This window comes from Caulobacter segnis (assembly GCF_023935105.1).
Classification (GTDB): Bacteria; Pseudomonadota; Alphaproteobacteria; order Caulobacterales; family Caulobacteraceae; genus Caulobacter; species Caulobacter segnis_B.
Genome location: NZ_CP096040.1, coordinates 3,334,382 through 3,359,892, shown reverse-complemented (window position 1 = coordinate 3,359,892; position 25,511 = coordinate 3,334,382). Strand labels below are relative to the sequence as shown.

The 25,511-nt window shown below is 68.6% G+C and carries 23 protein-coding genes and 1 pseudogene; 19 read left to right on the top strand and 5 right to left on the bottom strand.

Annotation, left to right across the window (positions count from 1 at the left end):
• Nucleotides 1-2: 2 nt before the first annotated feature.
• Both MZV50_RS15725 and MZV50_RS15720 read right to left on the bottom strand, forming a co-directional pair.
• Nucleotides 3-785, bottom strand: a complete 783-nt coding sequence (locus tag MZV50_RS15725) for an NAD kinase (protein WP_252630220.1) — start codon at nt 783-785, stop codon at nt 3-5.
• Between the two features lie 57 nt (nt 786-842).
• Nucleotides 843-1,928 (bottom strand): DUF2336 domain-containing protein, encoded by a 1,086-nt coding sequence (locus tag MZV50_RS15720; protein WP_252630219.1) that lies wholly within the window; start codon nt 1,926-1,928, stop codon nt 843-845.
• Between the two features lie 126 nt (nt 1,929-2,054).
• On the opposite strand from MZV50_RS15720, the gene glpK reads away from it, so the two are divergent.
• From glpK to MZV50_RS15700, 4 genes are all read left to right on the top strand, one after another.
• The gene (glpK, locus tag MZV50_RS15715) at nt 2,055-3,545 is read left to right on the top strand and encodes a glycerol kinase GlpK (RefSeq protein ID WP_252630218.1); all 1,491 of its coding nucleotides are present in this window, start codon (nt 2,055-2,057) and stop codon (nt 3,543-3,545) included.
• Nucleotides 3,546-3,646: 101 nt separating this feature from the next.
• Nucleotides 3,647-4,681, top strand: coding sequence for an SMP-30/gluconolactonase/LRE family protein (locus tag MZV50_RS15710; protein WP_252630216.1), 1,035 nt, complete (start codon nt 3,647-3,649; stop codon nt 4,679-4,681).
• Between the two features lie 13 nt (nt 4,682-4,694).
• Entirely contained in the window at nt 4,695-5,792 is a 1,098-nt protein-coding gene (locus MZV50_RS15705) for a Gfo/Idh/MocA family protein (protein WP_252630215.1), read from the top strand.
• Nucleotides 5,789-6,628, top strand: coding sequence for an alpha/beta hydrolase (locus MZV50_RS15700; protein WP_252630214.1), 840 nt, complete (start codon nt 5,789-5,791; stop codon nt 6,626-6,628). The genes MZV50_RS15705 and MZV50_RS15700 overlap by 4 nt, the downstream gene beginning before the upstream one ends.
• On the opposite strand, the gene MZV50_RS15695 is transcribed toward MZV50_RS15700, so the two are convergent.
• The gene (locus MZV50_RS15695) at nt 6,625-7,302 is read right to left on the bottom strand and encodes a uracil-DNA glycosylase (protein WP_252630213.1); all 678 of its coding nucleotides are present in this window, start codon (nt 7,300-7,302) and stop codon (nt 6,625-6,627) included. The genes MZV50_RS15700 and MZV50_RS15695 overlap by 4 nt on opposite strands.
• Before the next feature lies 1 nt (nt 7,303).
• Nucleotides 7,304-7,900, bottom strand: a complete 597-nt coding sequence (locus tag MZV50_RS15690; RefSeq protein ID WP_252630212.1) for a LabA-like NYN domain-containing protein — start codon at nt 7,898-7,900, stop codon at nt 7,304-7,306.
• Between the two features lie 48 nt (nt 7,901-7,948).
• Here MZV50_RS15690 and folK point away from each other — a divergent pair.
• The 5 genes and pseudogenes from folK to MZV50_RS15665 all read left to right on the top strand — a co-directional run bounded on the left by folK (nt 7,949) and on the right by MZV50_RS15665 (nt 14,524).
• Nucleotides 7,949-8,436, top strand: a pseudogene (gene folK, locus MZV50_RS15685) (2-amino-4-hydroxy-6-hydroxymethyldihydropteridine diphosphokinase).
• A gap of 83 nt (nt 8,437-8,519) precedes the next feature.
• Complete coding sequence (locus tag MZV50_RS15680) at nt 8,520-10,562, top strand: M13 family metallopeptidase (RefSeq protein WP_252630210.1); 2,043 nt, start codon at nt 8,520-8,522, stop codon at nt 10,560-10,562.
• 170 nt (nt 10,563-10,732) lie between these two features.
• A complete protein-coding gene (gene rpoZ / locus MZV50_RS15675; protein WP_047413437.1) occupies nt 10,733-11,092 on the top strand; it encodes a DNA-directed RNA polymerase subunit omega in 360 nt (119 codons plus the stop codon).
• Nucleotides 11,093-11,187: 95 nt separating this feature from the next.
• The gene (locus tag MZV50_RS15670; RefSeq protein WP_252630209.1) at nt 11,188-13,410 is read left to right on the top strand and encodes a RelA/SpoT family protein; all 2,223 of its coding nucleotides are present in this window, start codon (nt 11,188-11,190) and stop codon (nt 13,408-13,410) included.
• A 73-nt stretch (nt 13,411-13,483) separates the two neighbouring features.
• Nucleotides 13,484-14,524, top strand: coding sequence for an alpha/beta hydrolase (locus MZV50_RS15665; RefSeq protein ID WP_252630208.1), 1,041 nt, complete (start codon nt 13,484-13,486; stop codon nt 14,522-14,524).
• Here the strand turns inward: MZV50_RS15665 and MZV50_RS15660 are convergent.
• A complete protein-coding gene (locus MZV50_RS15660) occupies nt 14,521-14,928 on the bottom strand; it encodes an NUDIX domain-containing protein (protein ID WP_252630206.1) in 408 nt (135 codons plus the stop codon). The genes MZV50_RS15665 and MZV50_RS15660 overlap by 4 nt on opposite strands.
• A gap of 81 nt (nt 14,929-15,009) precedes the next feature.
• Between MZV50_RS15660 and pyrE the strand changes: the two genes are divergently transcribed.
• From pyrE to MZV50_RS15610, 10 genes are all read left to right on the top strand, one after another.
• Complete coding sequence (pyrE, locus tag MZV50_RS15655) at nt 15,010-15,594, top strand: orotate phosphoribosyltransferase (protein WP_252630205.1); 585 nt, start codon at nt 15,010-15,012, stop codon at nt 15,592-15,594.
• 5 nt (nt 15,595-15,599) lie between these two features.
• Nucleotides 15,600-16,361 carry a pyridoxine 5'-phosphate synthase gene (locus MZV50_RS15650; protein ID WP_252630203.1) on the top strand — a complete coding sequence of 254 codons (762 nt, stop codon included), beginning with the start codon at nt 15,600-15,602 and terminating at the stop codon, nt 16,359-16,361.
• Nucleotides 16,358-16,780, top strand: coding sequence for a holo-ACP synthase (gene acpS / locus MZV50_RS15645; protein WP_252630201.1), 423 nt, complete (start codon nt 16,358-16,360; stop codon nt 16,778-16,780). Before MZV50_RS15650 ends, acpS begins: the two co-directional genes overlap by 4 nt.
• A 99-nt stretch (nt 16,781-16,879) precedes the next feature.
• Nucleotides 16,880-17,719 (top strand): signal peptidase I, encoded by an 840-nt coding sequence (gene lepB, locus MZV50_RS15640; protein WP_252630199.1) that lies wholly within the window; start codon nt 16,880-16,882, stop codon nt 17,717-17,719.
• A gap of 9 nt (nt 17,720-17,728) precedes the next feature.
• Nucleotides 17,729-18,424 (top strand): ribonuclease III, encoded by a 696-nt coding sequence (gene rnc, locus MZV50_RS15635; protein WP_252630197.1) that lies wholly within the window; start codon nt 17,729-17,731, stop codon nt 18,422-18,424.
• 715 nt (nt 18,425-19,139) lie between these two features.
• Nucleotides 19,140-20,093: a GTPase Era gene (gene era / locus MZV50_RS15630; RefSeq protein ID WP_252630196.1), complete on the top strand. Its 954-nt coding sequence runs from the start codon at nt 19,140-19,142 to the stop codon at nt 20,091-20,093.
• Nucleotides 20,086-20,958, top strand: a complete 873-nt coding sequence (locus MZV50_RS15625; protein ID WP_252630193.1) for an arylamine N-acetyltransferase family protein — start codon at nt 20,086-20,088, stop codon at nt 20,956-20,958. The genes era and MZV50_RS15625 overlap by 8 nt, the downstream gene beginning before the upstream one ends.
• The gene (gene recO / locus MZV50_RS15620) at nt 20,955-21,692 is read left to right on the top strand and encodes a DNA repair protein RecO (protein ID WP_252630192.1); all 738 of its coding nucleotides are present in this window, start codon (nt 20,955-20,957) and stop codon (nt 21,690-21,692) included. Before MZV50_RS15625 ends, recO begins: the two co-directional genes overlap by 4 nt.
• Before the next feature lie 85 nt (nt 21,693-21,777).
• Nucleotides 21,778-24,057: a DNA topoisomerase IV subunit A gene (gene parC / locus MZV50_RS15615; RefSeq protein ID WP_252630189.1), complete on the top strand. Its 2,280-nt coding sequence runs from the start codon at nt 21,778-21,780 to the stop codon at nt 24,055-24,057.
• Complete coding sequence (locus MZV50_RS15610) at nt 24,054-25,457, top strand: serine hydrolase domain-containing protein (RefSeq protein ID WP_252630188.1); 1,404 nt, start codon at nt 24,054-24,056, stop codon at nt 25,455-25,457. Before parC ends, MZV50_RS15610 begins: the two co-directional genes overlap by 4 nt.
• Nucleotides 25,458-25,511: the final 54 nt, after the last annotated feature.

Below are 25,511 nucleotides of genomic sequence, written 5' to 3'. Positions count from 1 at the left end.
GATCAGGCGGAGAATTGTTCCGCCAGAACTCTTTCCTCCAGGCTGCGCCCGGCGTCGAAGAGCATGGAAAGCGACGTACCGCGGTCCTCGGAGATATGGACTTCCAGGACGTCGCGGACCTCGAAGTTGTCGGCCACGGCGCTGACGGGGCGCTTGTCGGCTTCCAGGATCTCGAAGGTGACGCGCGCCGACTGGGGCAGCAGCGCCCCGCGCCAGCGTCGGGGACGGAAGGCGCTGATCGGGGTCAGGGCCAGCACCTGGCCGTCGATCGGGATGATCGGGCCGTGGGCCGAGAGGTTGTAGGCGGTCGAGCCGGCGGGGGTGGCCAGCAGGGCCCCGTCGCAGACCAGTTCGCCCATCCGCACCTTGCCGTCGATCGAGATGCGCAGCTTGGCGGTCTGGCGCGTCTGGCGCAGCAGCGAGACCTCGTTGATCGCCAGCGCCCGATGCTGGCGGCGGTGTGCGTCGATGGCGACCATGGCCAGCGGATGGATGACGGCGCGCTCGGCGGCGTTGATCCGCTCCAGCAGGTCGTCCTCGCTGTACTCGTTCATCAGGAAGCCGACCGAGCCGCGGTTCATGCCGTAGATCGGCGTCTGGGAGGCGATCGCCTCGTGCAGGGTCTCCAGCATGAAGCCGTCGCCGCCCAGGGCGACGATCACCTGGGCGTTCTCGTCGCCGACATCGCCATAGCGGGCGGTCAGGCGTTCGCGGGCCTCGATGGCCTCGGGCCGGTCGCTGGACTTGAAGGCCAGGCGAGTCACGAACGGTTGCGGCTGGTACATGGCGCCAAGAGGCGTGAAGCCCCCAGGTTTGTCAAAGGGGCCTTGGGAAAGGTTTGGTCAGACCTGACCCACGGCCTGGCGGAAGGCCATGCCGGCGATGTCGGGCGTGAACGGGCCGAAGGCGCTGGCGGCGCGCCGAACGCCTTCCTCTCCGCCGCCCGGACGGCCGCCGTTCAGCTGGCGCACGTGCTCCAGGATGGTCGGGAAGACGCTGCGGTCGATGCCCACGGCCGAGCAGGCCAGGGCCAGCAGTTCGGGGCGGCTGCTGTCGATGGCGCGGCGGACCTGGGCGGATTCGAACTTACCCAGACGCGCCAGGGCCATGACGAACAACTGCAACCGGCTTTCGCGGAGCACCCGCAGCAGGTAGCCCGGCCGAAGCTGGCCGGCGGAGTCGAGCTTCTCGATCAGCGAGCGCTCCATCTCCTCGCGGTCCTCGTCCTGCTCGACGGGGGCGATGTCTTCGTCGCTGTCGCCGCGATGCGCCGCGCGGAGGGCGTCATCGACCGCCGTCTGCATCTTGCCGGAGTCCAGATTGAAACGGGACATCAGCGTGTCGCGCAGGGCGCGGCCGACCAGCAGATAGAGTTGCTCGGCCAGATCGGTCGAGAGCTTGGGATGGCGGGCGAGGGGCGAGCGTAGCGCGACGACGTCTCGCGAGCGCTCGACCAACTGGCCCATGGCGGCGGGCGAGATCTCGGCGGTCTCGTTCGAGGCCAGGGCCGTGAGGACGGCGGGTTCGTCGCGTTCGATGATCGCCTCGACCACGGCGCCGGGCAGGCGCGGGCGACGGGCGATCTCGATCTGGTGCTCCAGCGTCGCCTGGACCAGCAGGCGGATCAGGTCGTGATCCTGCAGCACCGGGCTGCGGGCGATGATCGGCCGGGCGATCTCGATCTCGTCCAGCGCCATGATGTTGATCAGGGCCGACGGCGCCCAGTCGGCGTCGGCGAGGCGTTCGGCCAGACGATGGCGGATGTCGCGCTCGGCCTCGACCACCAGGGTCATGAAGATCGAGTTCAGCAGGGCCTGGATATCGGGATGGGTCGGCTCGCCGCTGGCCTGGCCGGCCTCGCAGAGATCGATGATGCCCGTGAGCAGACGTTCACGATCGCCGGGCTCGCGACTGCGAGCCAGCTTCATGAGCGCTGCGATCTCGACGGCTTGGATGGCCCGCCTCCTTCGAATCCCGAAGACCCGAGGAGGATGACCTTGCGGCCCCCAAATGAAAACATGCTTAAACAGGTGGAACGAGTGGAGGACGCGTGAATGGCTCAAGATCTGATCCTGGCCCTGGACCAGGGCACGACCAGCACCCGAGCCATCCTGTTCGACCTCGCCGGCCGGCCGCTGGCCGAGGCGTCCCGGCCGCTGCGCCAGAGCTATCCGCGCGACGGCTGGGTCGAGCACGACGCCGAGGAGATCTACGCGGCCTGCGTGGCGGTGCTGCGCGAGGCGACGGAGAAGTCGGGGCGCGGCGACGAGGTGGCCGCGATCGGCATCACCAACCAGCGTGAGACGGTCGTGATCTGGGACCGCAAGACCGGCCGTCCGATCCATCCGGCCATCGTCTGGCAGGACCGCCGCACGGCCGACGTCTGCGCCAGCCTGAAGGAAGCGGGTCACGAGCCCCGGGTCACCGAGGTCACCGGCCTGCTGCTGGACCCGTATTTCTCGGGCACCAAGATCGCCTGGATCCTGGACAAGGTTCCCGGCGCGCGGGCTCGGGCCGAGGCGGGCGAGCTGCTGGCCGGGACCATGGACTGCTGGGTCATCTGGCGGCTGACGGCCGGCGCCGTCCACGCCACCGACGCCACCAATGCCTCGCGCACCTTGCTGTTCGACATCGCGGCGCAGGATTGGTCGGCCGAGATGCTGGACCTGTTCAAGGTTCCGGCCGCGTTGCTGCCCAAGGTGCTGGATTGCGTCGACGACTATGGCGCGACCCAGGCCCAGATCCTCGGCCGCGAGGTCCCGATCCGGGGCGTGGCCGGCGACCAGCAGGCGGCGCTGATGGGGCAGGGCTGCGTGGCGCCGGGCCAGATGAAGGCCACCTACGGCACCGGCTGCTTCATGCTGATCAATACCGGCGAGGAACGCGCCGTGTCGCACGCGCGGCTGCTGACCACGGTGGCGGCGCGTGTGAACGGCAGGACGACCTATGCGCTCGAAGGCTCGATCTTCGTGGCCGGTGCGGCGATCCAGTGGCTGGGTGAGGGGCTGGGCGTCACCGGCGGCCCGCGCGCCGCCGAGGCCCTGGCGCGGGCCGCCAAGGCCGATCACGGCGTCGTCGTGGTGCCGGCCTTCACGGGCCTAGGGGCGCCATGGTGGGACGCCGAGGCCCGCGGCGGGATCTTCGGCCTGACCCGGGACGCCGGCCTGCCCGAGATCGCGGCGGCGACGTTCGATTCCTGCGCCCTCCAGAGCCGCGATCTGATCGAGGCCATGCGGACCGACGCGCCCTCGGCGTTCGGCGAGGCCGCGCAGCTGCGGATCGACGGCGGCATGTCCAAGAGCGTCTGGTTCTCGCAGCGGCTGGCCGACCTGACCGGCATCCCGGTGCGCCGCGCCAGCTACCAGGAGACCACGGCCCTGGGCGCGGCCCTGTTCGCCGGGGTGGGGGCGGGGCTCTACGCCTCGGTCGAGGAAGCGGCCGAGGCCAGCCCTGCGGCCGAGACCCTGACGCCGTCGATCAAGCCGCACGAGCGCGAGGCGGCCTACGCCCGCTGGCTCGACGCCGTGCCCAGGGTCAGACTGTAGAGGATGCGACTTTAGTCGAACGCCGGTTGCCCTGACATCGCTGTCTCCCCATAAAGGTCCGGCTAACTCGAAATTTGGCCAATCAGAAGCGGAGACCCGCCATGACCACCCGCCGCGCCGTGCTCGGCGCCGGAGCCGCCCTGATCGCCACGGGCCAGGCCTTCGCCGCATCTCCCGCCTATCCGAGGATCGGCCGCATCCGCCGGCTGTCGCCCGAGCTGGACGCGATCATCGCGCCGGACGCCGTGATCGAGCAGCTGGCCGACGGGATCACCTGGGCGGAGGGACCGGCCTGGGTGCGCAAGGGCGGCTACCTGCTGTTCTCGGACGTGCCGGGCAATGCCCTGCACCGCTGGGACGCCAAGGCCGGCAAGACCGATTTCCTCAAGCCGTCGGGCTATGACGGTCCGCCGACCAAGATCTTCCGCGAGGCCGGCACCAATGGCGCGATCGTCAGTCTGGCCGGCGATCTTCTGGTCTGCGACTGCGGCAATCGCGGTCTGGCCAAGATCGATTTGGCGACCAAGAAGAAGACCGTCCTGGCCAGCACGTACAAGGGCAAGAAGTTCAACAGCCCCAACGATCTGGTCGAGGTTCGGGGCGGTCCCCTGAAGGGCGCGCTCTACTTCACCGATCCGCCCTACGGCCTGGAAGGCCTGGACGCCTCGCCGGCCAAGGAGATGGCGTTCAACGGCGTCTATCTGCGGCGTCCGAACGGCGAGGTGGCGCTGGTCGACGGCGCGCTGAGCTTCCCGAACGGGGTTGGCCTGTCTCCGGATGGCAAGCGGCTGTACGTGGCGGTCTCGGACCCCAAGCGGCCGGTGATCATGGCCTACGACCTCGGCCCGGACGGCCTGCCGAGGTCATCCAGAGTGTTCTTCGACGCCAGCGACCTGCTGAAGGCCGGTGGGCCGGGCCTGCCGGACGGCATGAAGGTCGACGCCCAGGGGCGGCTGTTCGCCAGCGGGCCGGGCGGGATCCTGATCCTGACGCCGGACGCCAAGTTGCTGGGCGTCATCGAGACCGGCGGCCCGATCGCCAACTGCGTGTTCGGCGAGGACGGCAAGGCGCTGTTTCTGACCTCCAATCACGTCGTGGCGCGCGTGCGCACCAAGACCTCCGGCCTAGGGTGGTGATGACATGGACACGATGAGCAAGCGCGCCTTCCTCGGGGCGGGCGTCGCGGCGGGCCTGGCGGCCGGCGTCGCGCCGCTGAAGGCGTGGAGCCAGACGCCCGACCGCAAGCTGGGCTATGCGATCCTGGGTTTGGGCTACTACGCCACCAAGATCATCATGCCGCGCTTCGCCGAGTGCGAGCATTCCAAGCTGGTCGCCCTGGTCAGCGGTACGCCGGAGAAGCTGAAGACGTTCGGCGAGCAGTACGGCATCCCGGAAAGCCACCGCTACAGCTACGAGACCTTCGACCGGATCGTCGATAATCCCGATGTCGACATCGTCTACGTCATCACGCCCAACGGCCTGCACCGCACCTTCACCGAGCGGGCGGCCAAGGCGGGCAAGCACGTGATGTGCGAGAAGCCGATGGCGACCTCGGCCGCCGATTGCCAGGCGATGATCGCCGCCTGCAAGAAGGCCGGCCGCAAGCTGATGATCGGCTATCGCAGCCGCTTCCAGGCCCACAATATCGAGGCCATCAAGCTGATCCGCGACGGCGCCATCGGGCCGGTGCGCTCGATCTCGACCGACCACGGCTTCACGATCGGCGATCCGACGCAGTGGCGGCTGAAGAAGGCGCTGTCGGGCGGCGGCAGTCTGATGGACATCGGCATCTACAGCCTGAACGCCGCGCGCTACCTGACCGGCGAGGAGCCGGTGGCGGTCAACGCCATGGAGTCCACCGACCGCTCGAACCCGCGCTTCAAGGAGGTGGAGGACATCATCAACTTCCAGCTCCTGTTCCCGTCGGGCGCGACGGCGCAGTGCGGCTCGGCCTACACCGCCAACTTCAACCGCTATCGGGTCAGCGGGCCCAAGGGCTGGATCGAGCTCGACCCGGCGACCAGCTATCAGGGCCAGTCGATGCGGGCCGCGCTGGGCGGGCCGCCGGCGCCGCGCGAGCCGGCGCCGCAGGCGAAGAACCAGTTCTCGGCCCAGCTGGATCACCTGTCCGAGTGCATTCTGACGGGCCGCGAGCCGATCGTCTCGGGCGAGGAGGGTCTGAAGGACCTGCGGGTCATCGAGGCCATCTACCGCGCCGCCCGCGAAGGCCGGACGGTGAAGCTGTGAAGGCGCTGGTCCTGGCCGCGGCCCTGCTGGCGCCCGGCCTGGCCCAGGCCCAGCAGCAGATCCCGCTGTGGCCCAACGGCGCGCCGGGCTTCGAGAGCCGCAAGGACATGCCGGAGATCCCTGGCGACTATTGGCTCAGAAGCATCAACAACCCGTCGGTCACCGTCTATCTGCCGCCCAAGGACGTCGCCACCGGCGCGGCGCTGGTCGTGCTGCCCGGTGGGGGCCACAAGATCCTGGTCATCCGCTCGGAAGGCACGGACGTCGCCAAGGTGCTGAACCCGGCCGGCGTGGCGGTCTTCATCATCAAGTACCGGCTGTTCCGCGAGGAGGGCTCGCCCTACACGATCGAGAACGCCCGCCAGGACGCGGTCCGGGGCGTGCGGTGGGTTCGCGCCCACGCGGCCGACTACGGGGTCGATCCCAAACGCATCGGCCTGATGGGCTTCTCGGCCGGCGGCGAGACGGCGAACCTCGAGATCTACAAGGGCGCGGTGGCCGGCGATCCCAAGGTCGACGCCATCGACGCGGTCAGCGCCCGGCCGGACTTCCAGGTGCTGGTCTATCCAGGGCCGCTGGGCGTGCCCGACAAGGTGCCGGCGGACGCGCCGCCGGCCTTCATGGTCGCCGCCAACGACGACGAGTGCTGCTCGGCGCCGCTGGTCGACCTGTTGCCCAAGTTCCGCGCCGCCAAGGTTCCGGTCGAGCTGCACCTGTTCCAGGCCGGCGGCCACGCCTTCAACATGGGCCTGCGCAAGGAGCAGGCCTCGTTCAAGCACTGGCCGAACCTGCTGGTGGACTGGCTGAACGACAATGGGTGGATGAAGCCGCGCTAGGCGGCTTCGTCCAGATACGCCTTCACCCGCGCGAACAGGTCCTCGAACATCGGCGTCGTCAGGCGGCCGGTGTTCGTGTTGAGCCGTGAGCAGTGATAGCTGTTGAAGATCCGGTAGGGGCCGGCCTGGAACTCCGAGCCGTGGCCGGGGATGCCGGCGGAAGCCTTCAGGCCCAGGGTCTTCAGCACATTGCGCCGCGAGACGTCGCCCAGGGTGACGATGGCCTTCAGGTTCGGAAACATGTCCAGCCGCGCCTTCAGGAACGGACGGCAGGTGTTCTCTTCCGAGGTCTCGGGCTTGTTACCGGGCGGGGCGCAGCGGACGGCGTTGGTCACCGCGCTGCCGACCAGCTTCAGGCTGTCATCGGGCCGCGCCTCGAACTTGCCGGTGGCGAAGCCGTACTTGATCAGGGTCTCGTAGAGCAGGGTCCCGGCATAGTCGCCGGTGAACGGCCGACCGGTGCGGTTGGCGCCCTTGCGGCCGGGGGCCAGGCCGACGACCAGCAGCCGCGCGTCCTTGTCGCCGAACGACGGGGCGGGACCGTTGAAATAGTCCGGATACAGCGCCTGGTTCTCGCGGCGATAGGCCACCAGGCGCGGGCACAGCGGGCAGTCGCGCGGCGGCTCGGCGGGGTTGGGAACGACCTCGCCGACGATGTTGGAAACCTGGGTCATTTCAGTACTCGTCGTCGGCTTCGCGTTCGGCCGGGGTGCGATTGTCCGACACCGGGCGCGGCTGGATCCGCTGCGGGCGGCCGATGATGGCGCCCAGGTCGGCCAGTTCGACGAAGTTGTCGGCCTGGCGGCGCAGGTCGTCGCTGGTCATCGGCGGCTGGCTCTTCATGGTCGAGACCACGGTGACCCGGCGACCCTTGCGCTGGATCGCCTCGACCAGGGCGCGGAAATCGCCGTCGCCCGAGAACAGCACCAGGTGGTCGGCGGTCTCGGCCATCTGCAGCATGTCGACGGCGATCTCGATGTCCATGTCGCCCCGCCAGCGCTTGCGACCCTGGCTGTCGGTGAACTCGCGCGCCGGCTTGGTGACCAGGGTGAAGCCGTTGTAGTCCAGCCAGTCGACCAGCGGCCGGATCGGCGAATAGTCGTCGTTCTCGGCGATGGCGGTGTAGTAATAGGCCCGGATCAGGACGCCGCGCTTTTTGAACTCGTCCAGCAGCTTGCGGTAGTCGATGTCGAAGCCCAGGGCCTTGGCGGCGGAATAGAGATTGGCGCCGTCGATGAACAGCGCGAGCCGGTCGGTCGGATAGAAGGTCACGGTAATCCCTTGAAAAATCAGGTCGCTGAAAATGACTTGGACGAGGCCGTGATCGTGGCGCTCGGGTGTAATCTGGCGGGAGCGTATACGAGTCGCGAGGCGCTTTTGGAAGCGGCGCTGACGGCCCTGCCGGAAGAGGGGCTGGCGCTGGTCGCGCGCTCCACCTGGTGGGCCTCGGCGGCCTGGCCCGACCCGACGGGACCGGAATACCTCAACGGCGTGGCCATCGTCCGCACCGACCTGTCGCCCGCCGAGACCCTGGCGGCCCTGCACCGGATCGAGGCGCGTTTCGGGCGGGCGAGGGAGCGGCCAACGCCGCGCGCACCCTGGATCTGGATCTGGTGGCGCACGGCCGGGCGGTGCTGGACGGGGACCTCGTGACGCCGCATCCCAGGGCTCATGAGCGCCTGTTCGTGATGGGGCCGTTGGCCGAACTGGCTCCGGCCTGGATCCATCCGGTCAGCGGCGAGCCGGCTTTACGGCTGGCGGCGAACGCCACGGTGGGGCGCGACGCGCGCTCCATTGCCAAAGTTTAATCTCCGATCGGCGCGAGCGGCGCCCATAGTCCGGCCAAATTTCCGCGCCAAGCGTCCCGCCGGACGCTCATAGGACGATCCCGATGACCCTGACCCGCTCGTTGCTCGCCTGCGTCGCCGCTTGCGCGCTGATGACCGCCGCCCCCGCCTTCGCCCAGATGAAGAGCGGCGTCGACCTGACTTCGATCGACAAGTCGATCAAGCCGGGCGACGACTTCTGGACCTACGCCAACAACACGTGGGTCAAGGCCCACCCGATCCCGGCCGATCGCAGCCGCTACGGCAAGACCGCGGTGATGGTCGAGGAGGCCAGCAAGCGCACGGTCGACCTGATCCAGGACGCGGCCAAGGGCGGGACGGGCGACGGCAAGAAGGTCGGCGACTACTACGCCAGCTACATGGATGAGGCGGCTATCGAGGCCAAGGGCCTGGCCCCGCTGAAGACGGATCTGGCCCGCATCGCCGCGATCAAGGACAAGAAGCAACTGGCCACGGTGCTGGGCGGCAATATCCGCGCCGACGTCGACGCCCTGAACTCGACCGACTTCTATACCGACAACGTGCTGGGCCTGTGGGTCTCGCCGGCCTTCGACGACACCAGCCAATACGCGCCGTTCCTGCTGCAAGGCGGCCTGGGCATGCCCGACCGCGAATACTACCTCTCGGACAAGGCCTCGATGGTCGAGGCGCGCACCAAGTACGTCGCCCACGTCGAGAAGATCCTGACCCTGGGCGGCGTGGCCGATCCGGCCGCCAAGGCCAAGGCGATCATGGCCCTGGAAACCCAGCTGGCCCAGGCCTCGGCCAGCCGCGCCGACAGCGCCGACGTCCAGAAGGCCAACAACAGCTGGACCGCGGCCGACTTCGCCTCGAAGGCCCCGGGCCTGGACTGGGCCGCCTTCTTCGCCGCCGCCAAGCTGTCGGGCCAGCCGCGCTTCATCGTCTGGCATCCCACGATGGTGACCGGCCTGGGCAAGGCCGCGGCCGAGGTCCCGCTGGCGACCTGGAAGGACTATCTGACCTTCCACCTGCTGGACCACTATTCCAATGTCCTGCCCAAGGCGTTCGTCGATGAGCGCTTCGCCTTCTACAACGCGTCGCTGCAGGGCGTGCCGGCCTTGTCGCCGCGCTGGAAGCGGGCGGTGAACTCGACCAACGCCGTGCTGGGCGAGGCGGTCGGCAAGCTCTATGCCGACAAGTACTTCTCGGCGGAGTCCAAGGCCGCCGTCACGGCCATGGTCGACAGCATGAAGGTCGCCTTCGAGAAGCGCATCGACGCCCTGGCCTGGATGGATCCGGCGACCAAGGCCGAGGCCCGCAAGAAGGTGTCGGTTCTGAAGGTCGGCGTCGGCTATCCCGACACCTGGCGCGACTATTCGGCCTATGCGGTGGTGCGTGGCGACGCGTTCGGCAATCTCCAGCGCTCGGAAGCCTTCGACTACGCCACCGCGCTCGCCAAGCTGGGCAAGCCGGTCGATCGCGGCGAGTGGGTGATGACCCCGCAGACGGTCAACGCCGTGAACCTGCCGATGCTGAACGCCCTGAACTTCCCGGCCGCCATCCTGGCCCCGCCGAACTTCGACCTGGCCAACGACCCGGCCGCCAACTACGGCGCGACCGGGGCCACCATCGGCCACGAGATCAGCCACAGCTTCGACGACCAGGGCGCGCAGTTCGACAGCCAGGGCCGCCTGCGCAACTGGTGGACCCCGGCGGACCTGGCCCAGTTCGAGAAGGCGGGGACGGCGCTGGCCGAGCAGTTCGACACCTACAAGCCGTTCCCCGACCTGGCCGTGAACGGCAAGCAGACGCTGAGCGAGAACATCGCCGACGTCGCCGGCCTGGGCGCGGCGCTGGACGCCTACCACGCCTCGCTGGGCGGTAAGCCCGCCCCGGTGATCGACGGCATGACCGGCGACCAGCGCTTCTTCCTGGCCTTCGCCCAGAGCTGGTTGGGCTATTCGCGCCCGGCGGCCCTGCGCCAGCAGATCATCACCGACGGCCACGCCCCGGACCAGTACCGCGCCTTCACGGTCCGGAACCTGGACGACTGGTACGCCGCCTTTGACATCAAGCCGGGCGACAGCATGTACCTGCCGCCGGAGAAGCGGGTGAAGGTCTGGTAGGGGGTGTTTTCTCCTCCCCCGCGTCGCGGGGGAGGAGAGTCTTCCCTGGACATTGACTCGCGAACACGGCATAAGCGCCCCCTCGCGAAAGTCAGAACCTTCGTGCGCGACGTTGCGTGTCGCCGCGCGGAAGCCTATTTTGCGATAGCCAACCGCAGCCCGAGGAACTCATGGCCCGCGTCACCGTCGAAGATTGCGTCGAGAAGGTTCCGAACCGCTTCTCGCTGGTCCTGCTGTCGGCGCATCGCGCGCGCGGCATCTCGGCCGGCGCGGCCCTGATGGTCGACCGCGACAACGACAAGAACCCGGTCGTCGCCCTGCGCGAGATCGCCGACGACGTGATCGACCACGAGGCCCTGAAGGAGCACCTCATCAGCACGCTGCAACGTGTCGATGAGCACACCGAGGCCGAGGAAGAGGCCGAGACCCTGGCCCTGCTGGCCGATCCCAGCCACATGCAGATGAGCGAGCTGGAACTGGTCCGCGCTCTGCAGAGCGACCGCGATGGCGGCCAGGAGGAGCGGTACTGAGCCCCGAAGGCGCAGACCCTCTGACCCTGGAAGCGGTCGAACCGACCGCTTCACCCCAACGCGCGCCCGAAGTCGATTCGGGCGCGTCGTCGTCTGTGGCGCCGGTCGCCGCGACGACCACCGAGGCGCCCAAGCCTCGCCCCAAGTTTCTTCGCCAGTACGAACTGATCGAGCGGGTCCATGCTTACGACCCGACGGCCGACGAGGCGCTGCTGAACCGCGCCTATGTCTACGCCATGCGCATGCACGGCTCGCAGACCCGGGCCAGCGGCGACCCCTATTACGCCCACCCGATCGAGGTGGCGGGCATCCTCACCGAGTACCGGCTGGACACCGCGACCATCGTCACGGCCCTGCTGCACGACGTGATCGAGGACACCCCGGTCACCAAGGAAGAGATCGCCAAGCTGTTCGGCGACGAGATCGGCGAACTGGTCGAGGGCGTCACCAAGCTTTCCAAGCTCGAGCTGCAGGCCGAGCACATGCGCCAGGCCGAGAACCTGCGCAAATTCATCCTGGCCATCTCCAAGGACGTCCGCGTCCTGCTGGTCAAGCTGGCCGACCGTCTGCACAACATGCGGACGCTGCACTTCATCAAGAACCAGGCCAAGCGCGAGCGGATCGCCCGCGAGACGCGCGACATCTACGCGCCGCTGGCCCGCAACATCGGCTGTCATCGCATCTGCGTGGAGCTGGAGGAGCTCAGCTTCCAGCACACCAATCCGGTGGCCCGCGACGCCATCATCCGGCGCCTGGACGCGCTGCGCGAGGAGCAGGGCGGGGCGGTGGCCCTGGTCAGCCAGGAAATCTCGGCGCGCCTGGAATCGTCCAACCTGCCGGCCCGCGTGTTCGGCCGGGAGAAGTCGCCGTATTCGATCTGGCGCAAGCTGCAGCGCAAGTCGATCGGCTTCTCGCAGATGTCGGACATCTACGCCTTCCGGGTGATCGTCGACAGCGAGGAAGACTGCTACCGCGCCCTGGGCGTCGTGCACCGGGCCTGGTCCAGCGTGCCCGACCGCTTCAAGGATTACATCTCGACGCCGAAGCGGAACAACTACCGCTCGCTGCACACCACGGTGGTCGGCCCGCGCGGCATGCGCATCGAGATGCAGATCCGCACCGAGGCGATGGATCGCGTCAACGAAGAGGGCGTGGCGGCCCACTTCCGCTACAAGGACGCCTCGTACGGCCTGGACCTGGAAGGCATGGAGGCCGCCGGCGGCCGCGATCCGCTGGCCAATCTGCGCCAGCTGGTCCAGGTGCTGGAGCATGGCGGGGACTCCGAAGAACTGGTCGAGCACGCCAAGCTCGAGATGTTCCTGGACCAGGTGTTCGTCTTCACCCCCAAGGGCAAGCTGGTCAGCCTGCCGCGCGGGGCGATGCCGCTGGACTTCGCCTATGCCGTCCACACCGACGTTGGCGACACCTGTATCGGCGTGAAGATCAATGGCGAGCTCAAGCCCCTGCGCACGCCGCTGGTCAATGGCGACGTGGTCGAGGTGGTGCGCGGCTCCAAGCCGGTGGTGCCGCCGGACTGGCGTTCGCTGACGGTGACCGGCCGGGCCCGCTCGGCCATTCGTCGCCATATCCGCCAGACCGAGAAGGAAGAGTTCCTGCGCCTGGGCAAGGCCTCGCTGGAGCAGGTCTTCGAACGCGCCGGCAAACGGCTGAAGGACGTGTCGCTGCGGCCGATCCTGGAGCGCTTCGCCCTAGAGACCGAGGAGGCGCTGTACGACGCCCTGGGTCGTGGCCGCGTCTCGCCCAGCCAGGTGCTGGAGACGGCTTATCCGGGCATGAAGGACGCCGATCGCGAGGCCGCCACGGCCCGTCGCAAGATCGAGGGCGGCCAGGAGGCCGCGCGGCTCTATGTGCGTGGCGGCGGCTTGACCCCGGGCGTCTCGCTGCACTTCGCCCATTGCTGCAGCCCGGTGCCGGGCGACCGCATCGTCGGCATCCTGCGCGAGGACGGAGAGGGTCTGGACGTCCATACCATCGACTGTCCGCGCCTGGCCGAGTTCGAGGACCACGAGGAGCTGTGGCGCGACCTGAACTGGACGCCCGAGGCCGAGCGCTCGACCATCTCTCTGGCCCGCCTGCACGCCACCATCCAGAACGCGCCGGGCGTGCTGGGCCTGGTCTGCACGATCATCGGCGAAGCCGGCGGCAACATCGTCAATCTGCGTATGCACCACCGGCAGAGCGACTTCTTCGACACCGACATCGATGTCGAGGTCCGCGACGCCAAGCACCTGACCAACATCTCGGCCGCGCTGCGGGCCTGCCCGTCGGTCGAGACCGTGGACCGGACGCGCGGTTAAGCTCCAGGCTGAGTGGTTGCTGAATGCGCGCTAAGGGCGCATCGTCCTCCCGCAGGCGTCGGGGGAGGCGGCCATGGGAAGCGTGCGGGTCTATTTCGCGACCAATCGCAACGAGCTGCCCGACAATAAGAAGCTGGTCTTCGGCCCGCGGTTCAATCCCGACGGCGTGGCGGCCCTGCGGTTCGGCTATGCCGACTTCCCGGACGGCGTCGAGACGCTGCAGGGCGGGGAGGTCCACGTCTATCCGGACGTGAAGGGCGAGACCGACGTCGCCAAGACCGGCGGCGGTCAGTTCATGAACGACCTGCGCAACGAAATGCTGGACGGTCGCGACACCCTTGTCTTCGTCCACGGCTTCAACGTCACCTTCAATGGCGCGATAGAGGCGGGCGCGCGGCTGGCGCGCGAGGTGCGGATCCGGGCCGGCGTGACCGACGAAGGGCGCCCCGTCAACATCGTCGTGTTCAGCTGGCCATCCGACGGCGAGGCGGTGCCGTTCATGTCCTACTACAGCGACCGCGAGGATGCGCGGGCGTCGGGGCCTGGCCTGGCGCGGGCCTATCTGAAGCTGCGCGATTTCCTGGAGCAGCTGCGCACCCAGGATCGCTGCGAGCGCAGCCTGCACCTGCTGGCCCACAGCATGGGCGCCTATGTGCTGCGCCAGGGCCTGCAGGCGGTGATCGCCAAGGATCCGGACGGGCTGGTTCGGCTGTTCGACCAGATCCTGCTGGCCGCGCCGGACGAGGACGACGACGCCTTCGAGCTGGACAGCAAGCTCAAGCCCCTGCCCAGGATCGGCCGGCAGGTGACGGTCTATTTCAACCCGTCGGACCGAGCTCTGGTCATATCGGACAAGACCAAGGGCAATCCCGATCGCCTCGGCTCCGACGGACCCAGGCTGATCGACATGCTGCCCAAGAAGGTGGTGCTGGTCGACTGCCGCAACGTCGCCGCCGACGCCGACACCCTGGTGCAGCATAGCTATTATGTGCGCAGCCCGGCCATGGCGTTCGACATCGGCTCGGTGCTGGCCGGCCTGGACGCCGAGGCCATCGGCAACCGCGAATACGTGCTGTCGCTGCGGGCCTGGCGGATCATCAAGGAGCTGACCTAGGCGGCCTTCAGGGCCGCCACCGCGTCCCGCGTCGCCGCCGTCAGGGGCGAGGGCAGGGCGTCGAGGGCGAACCAGCCCCACTCGTGGATCGCATGGGCTTCCTGGATCGACGGTTCGCCTTCGAAGCGCTCGACCCGGTAGGTGATCGCCACCCAGTGATAGTCGGGCGCGACCATGTCGGTGACCGCCAGAACGGGGCCGGCGGTGATCCGGATGCCGAGTTCCTCCTCGATCTCGCGTTCGGCGCAGGTCCTGGCGGCCTCGCCCCAGTCGAGCTTGCCGCCGGGCACGCCCCAGTGGTCGGCCTCGGGGTTCTTGACGCGCTTGACCAGCAGCAGCCGGCCCTGGCTGTCGAGAACGGCCGCGCCGCAGCCGATGCGAGGGCGTTGAATATCTTCGCTCATGGGGGCGGTAGAGCCCGAAACGCGGCCTTCAGGCAAGCCGGCGTTTGAAGACTCAGGCGCGGGCTTCTATATCCGTCGCTCATGACCAACGACGACGTCCTCGACGAATTCCGCGCCGCCGGCGCCCTGCGCGAAGGCCACTTCGTGCTGTCCAGCGGCCTGCACAGCCCGGTGTTCTTGCAGAAGAACCTGGTGTTCATGCGGCCCGAGCGCTGCGAGCGGCTGTGCAAGGCCCTGGCCCAGAAGATCATCGCCACGGTGGGGCAGGTCGACGTCGCCGTCTCGCCGGCCGTCGGCGGCATCATCCCCGGCTACGAGACCGCCCGTCACCTGAACGTCCCCTCGATCTATGTCGAGCGCGAGGGCGGCGGCTTCAAGTTCCGGCGCGGCTTCCACCTGGAGCCCGGCCAGAAGGTCGTGATGGTCGAGGACATCGTCACGACGGGCCTGTCGTCGCGCGAATGCATCCAAGCGATCAAGGACGCCGGCGGCGATGTCGTCGCGGCGGCCTGCATCGTCGACCGCTCGGGCGGCAAGGCGGATGTCGGCGTGCCGCTGATCGCCCTGGCCAGCCTGGCGGTGCCGGCCTATCCGGCCGACGCCCTGCCGCCGGAGCTGGCGGCGATCCCGATCGAAGACCCCGGCAGCCGCCGGCTGAAGGGCTGATCCTCATGCTGCGTCTGGGCGTCAACATCGACCACGTAGCGACGATCCGGAACGCGCGCGGTTCCTCCTATCCCGAACCGGTCCGGGCCGCCGAGCTAGCCCTGGCGGCCGGGGCCGACGGCATCACCGCCCACCTGCGCGAGGATCGCCGGCACATCAGCGACGCCGACATCGCCGTCCTGACCGACCTTTGCCACAAGCGCGGCAAGCCGCTGAACTTCGAGATGGCGGTGACCGACGAGATGGTCGGCATCGCGATCGGCGCGCGGCCGCACGCCGCCTGCCTGGTGCCCGAGCGTCGGGAAGAAGTGACCACCGAAGGCGGCCTCGATGTCGTGAAGGGCCAGAACCGCATCGCCGACGCCACGGGCCGCCTGCGCACCGTCGGCGCGCGCGTCTCGCTATTCATCGAGCCCGACCCGGCCCAGATCCGCGCCTCGGCCCAGGCCGGCGCCCAGGTGATCGAGCTGCACACCGGCGCCTATTGCGACGCCGCCCGCGCCGGGGAGACCGCGCGCGCCGAAGCGATCCTGGAACGGCTGAAGGCCGGCGCAGCCCTGGCCGCCGAGCTGGGCCTGGAGGTCCATGCCGGCCACGGCATCGACTACGCCACGGTCAAGCCGATCGCCGCCATCCCGCAGATCGCCGAGCTGAACATCGGCCACTTCCTGATCGGCGAAGCGATCTTCGTCGGCCTGCCGCAGGCCATCCAGCGGATGCGGGCCCTGATGGACGCGGCCCGCCTGGAAGCGGAGCAGGCCGCGTGATCATCGGGATCGGCTCGGACCTGTGCGACATCCGCCGGATCGAGAAGTCCCTCGAGCGCTTCGGCGACCGATTCACCAACAAGGTCTTCACTGAGATCGAACGCCGGCGGTCCGAGCGCAAGCCCGACCGCGCCTCCAGCTACGCCAAGCGCTTCGCCGCCAAGGAGGCCTGTTCCAAGGCCCTGGGCACGGGCCTGAAGCGCGGCGTGCACCTGGCCGGCATGGGCGTGGTCAACCTGCCGTCGGGCAAGCCGACCATGGCCTTGACCGGCGGCGCGCTGGAGCGGCTGAAGGCCATGACCCCGCCGGGCATGGAGGCGGTGATCCACCTGTCCCTGACCGACGACCACCCCTACGCCCAGGCCTTCGTGATCATCGAGGCGCTGCCGGCGGATCAGCTGGTCCAACCTTCGCCGTAAAGCCCCGCTAACGCGCCACACTTGCTCCGGTAGCCAAGCCCGTCTAGCAAAGCCGAACCGGTTCGCCGGACATCCATCTTCGAAGAGTTCAGCGCCCGCATGACCGACGCCGACATCACGCCGCCCGAAGAGAAGGGCGCCGTCGCCGAGTTGATCGAGATCATCAAGACCGTCGCCTACGCCCTGGGCATCGCCCTGGTGCTGCGGGTCCTGCTGTTCCAGCCCTTCACGATCCCGTCGGCCTCGATGGAGCCGAACCTGTATCAGGGCGACTACATCATCGTGTCGAAGTTCAGCTACGGCTGGAGCAAGCACTCGATCCCGTTCAGCCCGCCGATCATCAAGGGGCGGATCCTGGGCCATGCGCCCAACCGGGGCGACATCATCGTCTTCAAGCTGCCGCGCGACAACCGCACCGACTACATCAAGCGCCTGATCGGCCTGCCGGGCGACAAGGTCCAGATCCGCGGCGGTCAGGTCTACATCAACGGCAAGGCGCTGCCGCGCAAGGAAGAGGCCCCGGCCCTGGTCGACACCGGCTATGGCTTCACCCAGCAGGTGCAGCGCTTCAAGGAAACCAACCCGGAAGGCCGCCAGTACGACACCCAGGACTTCGGTCCCGACAGCCGCGGCGACAACACCGGCGTCTACACCGTGCCGGCCGGCTGCTACTTCTTCATGGGCGACAACCGCGACAACTCGGCCGACAGCCGCTTCGATCCGGGCGTCTCGCCGTTCAAGGAGAGCGCCTGCAAGTGGGACTACGAGCTGGACCAGTACATCGGCGACGAGGTCGGGGTCGGCTTCGTCCCGGCCGAGAACCTGGTAGGCCGCGCCCAGATCATCCTGCTGTCATGGAACGCCGAGGCCAGCCTGTTCAAGCCGTGGACGTGGTTCCTGAACGCGCGTCCCAGCCGCTTCTTCCACGTGCTGAAGTGATCTCCCAACATGGATAGACGGGTCGCCGCCGTCGGCGACCTGGAGCGCCGGATCGGCCATCAGTTCAAGGATCGCGAACTGCTCGAACGCGCCCTGACGCACGCCAGCGTCGGGGACGGGGCCAAGAAGGTCCGCGACAACGAGGTGCTGGAGTTCATCGGCGACCGCGTCCTGGGCCTGCTGGCCGCCGAGGCCCTGGCCCAGCGGTTCCCCAAGGCCAAGGAAGGCGAGCTGGCTCCGCGTCTGAACGCCCTGGTCAGCCGCGAGACCTGCGCCCGTGTCGCCCGCGCCGCCGAGCTGGGCCCGGCCCTGCGCCTGTCGGCCTCGTCCAGCAAGATCGGCGGCCGCGAGACCGAGTCGATCCTGGCCGGCGCCACCGAGGCGCTGATGGCGGCCCTCTATCAGGACGGCGGCCTGGACGCCGCGCGCGGCGTGTTCCTCAAGCTGTGGGCCGATGAGTTCGACCGGGCGGGCGAGGGCCGTCCGCGCGATTCCAAGACCGCGCTGCAGGAATGGGCGCAGGGCAAGGGCCGGCCGCTGCCGACCTACCGGGTCCTGGACCGCACCGGCCCCGATCACGCGCCGGTGTTCACGGTCGAGGCGACGGTGGTTGGGGTGGATCCCGCCATCGCCAAGGGCAAGTCCCGGCAAGAGGCGGAGAAAGCGGCGGCCAAGGCGCTGCTGGAACGCGAAGGCGCGGGGTAGGCGGCCAGCGCCGCGGGCCCCACCTGACCACGCCTCGCGTGGTCGTCCGCCCCCGGAGGGGGCGGAAGGTTCGCGCCGGCTCCTTCTTCCCCCTCCGGGGGAGGAGCGCGTCAGCGCGGAGGGGGCGAGTACGGGGATTGGGGAGGCTGTATCCTCGGAATTCGCGGGACTGAACGTAGCGAAATCAGACGCTTGTCGATTTTAGACGTCGCTGAATGATCCACGTTCAAAACGCCCCTCATACTAACTGCACCTGATGGCTCGGAAGGGACGTCCGGCCGGCGATCGAGACGGCTGTCAGGGGGGGGCGAGCGGGAAGCGCTCGCCGGGTCTCTCTCGGGAGGCTCGTCTTCGCGACGGATCCAGATGCGGGCTCCCTGAAACATCGGGACGAAGCCCTGGCGGCGAGGATCAGGCGAACGCGGCAGGTCCGGGCTGAAATCGCCCGAGCGTTCCGGGACCGGGGTCGTCGCCCTGGCCCGCCCGTCGGGGGCCTCACGTGGGAGCGGGTTAAGACCCCGCCGCCTCGCGGGCTCACCGGATAACGAACCACGCGGAGCGTCTTGGCTTCGTCGAAACGGTACTTACCAACTCACACTCCGGGCGTCGCCCGGGGCGCTCCGCGTCCCTTTCATCACCTTCAGCGGCCAGCCGCGTGAAGCGGCGAAGTCGCGCCCATCGCGAAAACGCGCCATCGGTGCTACACGCACGCGCAATGACTGACACCACCTCCCAAAACACCCGCGCCGGCTTCGCCGCTATCATCGGCGCGCCGAACGCCGGCAAGTCCACCCTGGTCAACCGCATGGTCGGGGCCAAGGTCTCGATCGTGACCCAGAAGGTCCAGACGACGCGCTTCCCCGTGCGCGGCGTCGCCATCGAGGGCGACACCCAGATCGTGCTCGTCGACACTCCCGGGATCTTCAGCCCGCGCCGGCGCCTGGACCGGGCCATGGTCCGCTCGGCCTGGGCCGGCTCGGAAGACGCCGAGGCCACCGTCCATCTGGTCGACGTGCAGGCCGAGCTGGCCAGCCGCGCCGACAAGGCCACCCCCGGCGAATACCGCTCGGCCCAGGACGTCCAGACCATCATCGAGGGCCTCAAGGCCGCCGACCGCAAGGTCATACTGGCCCTGAACAAGATCGACGGGATCAAGCGCGACACCCTGTTGGCCGTGGCCAAGGACTTCTTCGATCAGGGCGTCTACAGCGACGTCTTCATGATCAGCGCCTCGACCGGCGCGGGCGTCGAGGACCTGACCGCCAAGCTGGTGACCCTGATGCCGGAAGGCCCCTGGCTCTATCCCGAAGATCAGACCGCCGACCTGCCGGCCCGCCTGCTGGCCGCCGAGATCACCCGCGAGAAGGTCTATCTGCGCGTCCACGAGGAGTTGCCCTACGCCGCCACCGTCGAGACGACCGCCTTCGAGGAACGCCGGGACGGCAGCGTCCGCATCGAGCAGACCATCCTGGTCGAGCGCGAGGGCCAGCGGGTCATCGTGATCGGCAAGGGCGGCCAGACCCTGAAGTGGATCGGCCAGGCCTCGCGTGAGGAGCTGTGCGAGATCCTGGATCGCAAGGTGCACCTGTTCCTGCACGTGAAGGTCAAGGAGAACTGGGCCGAGGAGCGCGGCCTGTTCAGCGATATCGGGCTGGACTTCGATGTTTGACGCGCCGGCTTCGGCTCCGGCCGTGGATCTGGACGCCTATTTCAGGCGTATCGGCTATGACGGTCCTCGCGCCCCGACCCGGGAGACGCTGCGGGCCATCGCCGTCCGGCATCCCGACGCCATTCCGTTCGAGAACCTCGACGTCCTGCTGGGGCGCGGGATCAGCATCGTTCCGGCCGATATCGACGCCAAGCTGATCGGCGGCGGCCGAGGCGGCTACTGCTACGAGCAGAACGGCCTCCTGAAGCGCGTGCTGCAGGCCTTGGGCTTCCAGGTCGAAGGGCTGATGGCCCGCGTGCTGTGGATGGCCCCGGAAGGTGCGCCGCCGCGTCCGCGCTCGCACCAGGTGCTGGGCGTCACCATCCCTGGAGAATTTGGCGAGGGCGAAGTCTGGCTGGCCGACGCCGGCTTCGGCGGCTGCGTGCTGACCGCGCCGCTGCGCCTGTTCTCGGACGAGGTCCAGGACACCCCGCACGGCAAGTTCCGCATCCTCGACACCCAGACGGGCGGCGTGGCCGAGCGCCGGGTGCAAGCCGACCTCTCGGGCCGCTGGGCGACCCTCTACCATGTGTCGCAAGGCGGTTGGGCCGAGGTCGACTACGAGCAGGCCAACTTCTTCACCTACACCCACCCCAGCTCGCACTTCACCTGGAGCATGACGGTGGGGCGCACGACGGCGACCGCGCGCTACGCCCTGAAGAACAACCGCTTCACCCATCGCGACCTGACCGGCGCGGTGGTCGAGCAGCGCGACCTTTCGGTCGACGAACTGGAAGCGACCCTGCGCGACGTGATCGGCCTGCCGGTCGAGGCCGACTGGCGTCCGGTGCTGGAGAAGGTCGTCGCCTGGGGGACGCCCGCTTGAGCCAGGAGTGGGAGGACGAAGCCTACGTCCTCTCGGCCCGCTCGCATGGCGAGACGGGCGCCATCGTCGAACTTCTCACCCAGGACCGCGGCAAGTTCGCCGCCCATGTGGCGGGCGCGGCCTCGCGGCGGATGAAGCCGTTCCTGCAACCGGGGGCGCGGGTCATCGCCCGCTACCGGGCCCGGGTCTCGGACCAGTTGGGCTCCGCCAGCCTTGAACCGATGGGCGAGGGGCCTTCCAGCCTGTTCGACGACCGTCTGGCCTTGGCGGGACTGTCCGCCGCCGCCGCCGTCGCGGCCGCCGCCCTGCCGGAGCGCGAAGCCCATCCGGGCGCCTTCCATGCCCTGGAAGCCCTGATCCGCGTGCTGGAAATTCCCGAGATCTGGCCGGCGGTCTATGTCCGCTACGAGGCAGGGCTGCTGCAGGAGCTGGGTTTCGGCCTGGACCTGTCCAAGTGCGCCGCCACCGGGACCTTCGACGATCTCGTCTATGTCAGCCCGCGCACCGGCCGCGCCGTCAGCCGCGCGGCGGGCAAGCCCTATCACGACAAGCTGCTGCCGCTGCCGCCGTTCATGCTGTCCTCGCAGGGCGGTCTGGCCGAGGGCGACGTGAAGGCGGGCTTGGACATCACCGGCCACTTCCTGGAGCAGTTCGTGTTCGGCCCCCTGAACCGACCGCTGCCGCCGGCCCGGGTCTGGCTGCTGGATCGGCTGAGCGAGGCCAATCGCCTGTGAGCCGACGTTCAAAACCGTGGAACAATCGTCGAACTGCTCCCGACACATCTGCTAAAGTGCCGGCCACACCTCACGAATCTGCCTGATGAACAAACCAGTCCTTCCCCCTGGCGGCCCCGGCGACGGCGACCGCATCCTCGACGAGCCCCTGACCGAGGCTCTGTCGCGGCGCTATCTGGCCTATGCGCTCTCGACCATCGGCTCGCGGGCGCTGCCCGACGTGCGCGATGGTCTCAAGCCCGTGCACCGTCGCGTCCTGTACGCGATGAGCAACATGCGCCTGAACCCCGAGTCCGCCGCGCGCAAATGCGCCAAGGTGGTCGGCGAGGTCATGGGTAACTTCCACCCCCACGGCGACCAGTCGATCTACGACGCCCTGGTGCGCCTGGCCCAGGAGTTCAGCCAGCGCATCCCGCTGGTCGAGGGGCAGGGCAACTTCGGCAATATCGACGGCGATAGCGCCGCGGCCATGCGCTACACCGAATGCAAGATGACGGAGGCGGCGACGCTTCTGCTGGACGGCATCGACGAGGACGCGGTCGATTTCCGCCCCACCTATGACGGCCAGGACGAGGAGCCGGTGGTCCTGCCGTCGGGCTTCCCGAACCTGCTGGCCAACGGCTCGTCGGGCATCGCCGTCGGCATGGCCACCTCGATCCCGCCGCACAACGCCGCCGAGCTGATCGACGCCTGCCAGCTGCTGCTGGCCAATCCCGACGCGACGACCGAGGACCTGCTGGAAAAGGTCCCCGGTCCTGACTTCCCGACCGGCGGCGTCATCGTCGAGCCGCGCGCCTCCTTGCTCGAGACCTACGAGACGGGCCGTGGCGGCGTGCGCATCCGCGCCAAGTGGGAAAAGGAAGACACCGGTCGCGGCACGTATCAGATCGTCGTCACCGAGATCCCGTACCAGGTGAAGAAGTCGGACCTGGTCGAGCAACTGGCCGACCTGATCGACAGCAAGAAGGCCGCCCTGCTGGGCGACGTCCGCGACGAGAGCGCCGAGGACATCCGCCTCGTCCTCGAGCCGAAGTCCAAGAACGTCGAGCCCGAAGTGCTGATGGAGAGCCTGTTCAAGCTCTCGGCGCTGGAAAGCCGCTTCCCGGTCAACATCAACGTGCTGGACGCGCGGGGCACGCCGGGCGTCATGGGCATCAAGCAGGCCCTGATGGCCTTCCTGGCTCACCGCCGCGAGGTGCTGACCCGCCGGGCCCGCCACCGCCTGGCCAAGATCGAAGCCCGTCTGCACATCCTGGACGGCCTGCTGATCGCCTATCTGAACCTCGACGAGGTCATTCGGATCGTCCGCTACGAGGACAAGCCGAAGGAAAAGCTGATCGAGGCCTTCACGCTCTCGGACATCCAGGCCGACGCCATCCTCAACACTCGCCTGCGCCAGCTGGCCAAGCTGGAAGAGATGGAGATCCGCCGCGAGCACGCCGAGCTGGTCGAGGAGCGCGACGGCATCCTGGCCATGCTGGCCAGCGACGAAAAGCAGTGGAAGCTGGTGGGCGTGGGCCTGGGCCAGGTTCGAGAGGCCCTGCTGAAGATCAAGCACCCGCTGGACAAGGGCGGCCGCCCGACCGGCGTGACCGGCCGCTCGATCTTCGCCGACGCGCCAGTGGTCGACGCCGACGCCGCCATCGAGGCGATGATCGTCCGCGAGCCGATCACGATCATCCTGTCGGAGCGCGGCTGGATCCGCGCCGCCAAGGGCAAGATCGACGACCCGTCCGAGCTGAAGTTCAAGGAAGGCGACAAGCTGGGCTTCCTGGTCCCCGCCGAGACCACCGACAAGCTGCTGATCTTCTCCAGCGACGGCCGGTTCTTCACCCTGGGCTGTGACAAGCTGCCCAGCGCGCGGGGCCATGGCGAGCCGGTGCGGATGATGATCGAGCTGGACGACAAGGTGAAGATCGTCGACGTCTTCCCGTTCAAGGCCGGCCGCAAGCGTATTCTGGCCTCGAAGTTGGGCTACGGGTTCCTGATGCCCGAGGAAGAAGCCCTGGCCAACCGTAAGGCCGGCAAGCAGGTCCTGACCGTCGACGCCGCCGGCGCCGCCTTCTGCCTCGAGGCCGTGGGCGACCAGTTCGCGGTGATCGGCGACAACGGCAAGATCCTGATCTTCCCGATCGAGGAACTGCCGGAAATGCCGCGCGGCAAGGGCGTCAAGCTGCAGGCCTATCGCGAAGGCGGCCTGCGCGACGGCCTGTCGTTCAACGCCGAGACCGGGGCCTACTGGATCGACACCGCCGGCCGCCGACGCGACTGGGCGGAGTGGAAGGAATGGATCGGCCGCCGGGCGGGGGCGGGCAAGCTGGCCCCGCGCGGCTTCGCCACCAACAAGCGGTTCAGGCCGAAATGAGGTTGAAACGGCTGCGTCGCCGCGCGCTGAGCGTTCTCGCCAGTGTCTTCGGCTGCGTGGCCGTCGCCGCGACCCCGGCCCTGGCCTTGCCCAAGGGCAAGCCCGAGGACCTGGGCTTCAGCGCCGAGCGCCTCAGGCGTCTGGACGAGCACATGCAGGCGATGGCGGCCAACGGCCAAGTCGCCGGCGGCGTGACCCTGCTGGCCCGCCACGGTCGCGTGGTCCACGCCATGGCCTTCGGCCACCGCGCCCTGGGCGGCGAGCCGATGCCGTTCGACGCCATCTTCCGCATCCGCTCGGAGACCAAGCCGGTCACCGGCGTGGCGATGATGATCCTGTACGAGCAGGGGCTGTGGAAGCTGGACGACCCGGTCAGCAAGTACGTGCCGGAGTTCGCCAACCTGCGCATCGCCACGGGTGTCGACGCGGCGGGTCAGCCGATCCTGGCCCCGGTCACTCGACCGCCGACCATGCGCGAGCTGATGACCCACACGGCCGGCTTCGCCTACGGCTTGGCCGACGATCCCAACAGTCCGGCCGACCAGGCCTACTATCGGGCCGGCGTGCTGCAGTCCTCGTCCCTGACGGACCTGGTCCAGAAGGTCTCGGGCCTGCCGATGTTCTCCGAGCCCGGCCAGCTGTGGCGCTACAGCGTGGCGGCCGATATCCAGGGCTACATCGTCGAGAAGCTGTCGGGCGAGAGCCTGCCGGTGTTCATGGAGGAGCACATCTTCGCGCCTCTGGGCATGAAGGATACCGCCTTCTTCGTTCCCGAGCAGAAGCAGCGCCGCCTGGCGGCTCTGTATGACGGTGACCCGGTCACCGGCCAGCTGGTCCCGGCCGTGGAGGGCGCCTGGCGCGACGTTAGCAAGCCGCCGGCCGCGCCGCTGGGCGGGGGCGGGCTGGTCTCGACCGCCGGCGACTTCGCCCGCTTCGCCCAGATGATCTTGAACAAGGGCGAACTGGGTGGGATCCGGATCCTCAAGCCGGAGTCCGTGGCCCTGATGACCCAGAACCACCTGCCGCCGGGCTTCGTGGTGACGACCAATGGCACGACGGGCGTCCTGAAGCCGGGGCCCAAGCCTTTCCCGTTCGCCGCCGGCATGGGCTATGGCCTGGACATGGCCGTGGCCGTCGACCCTGCCGCCTCCGGCGCGCCGGTCGGGCCCGGCACGGTCAGCTGGGGCGGCAGCGCCGGCACCTGGTTCTGGATCGACCCGGTCAACGACCTGTTCTTCATCGGCATGATCCAGCGCCTGGGCGGCGTCGGGCCCGGCCTGGACGCCCAGTCGCGGACCCTGGTCTATCAGGCGATCGAGCGTCCGCCGCCGGCGCCGCCGACGCCGGCGCAACCGCCCACCAAGGTGGCCGCGTCGACGAAGCCGACGACCGCGCGCTGATCGTCCAAAAGGAAAACTCCCCCCGCCGAGGCGAGGGGAGTTCCGTCACGGTCC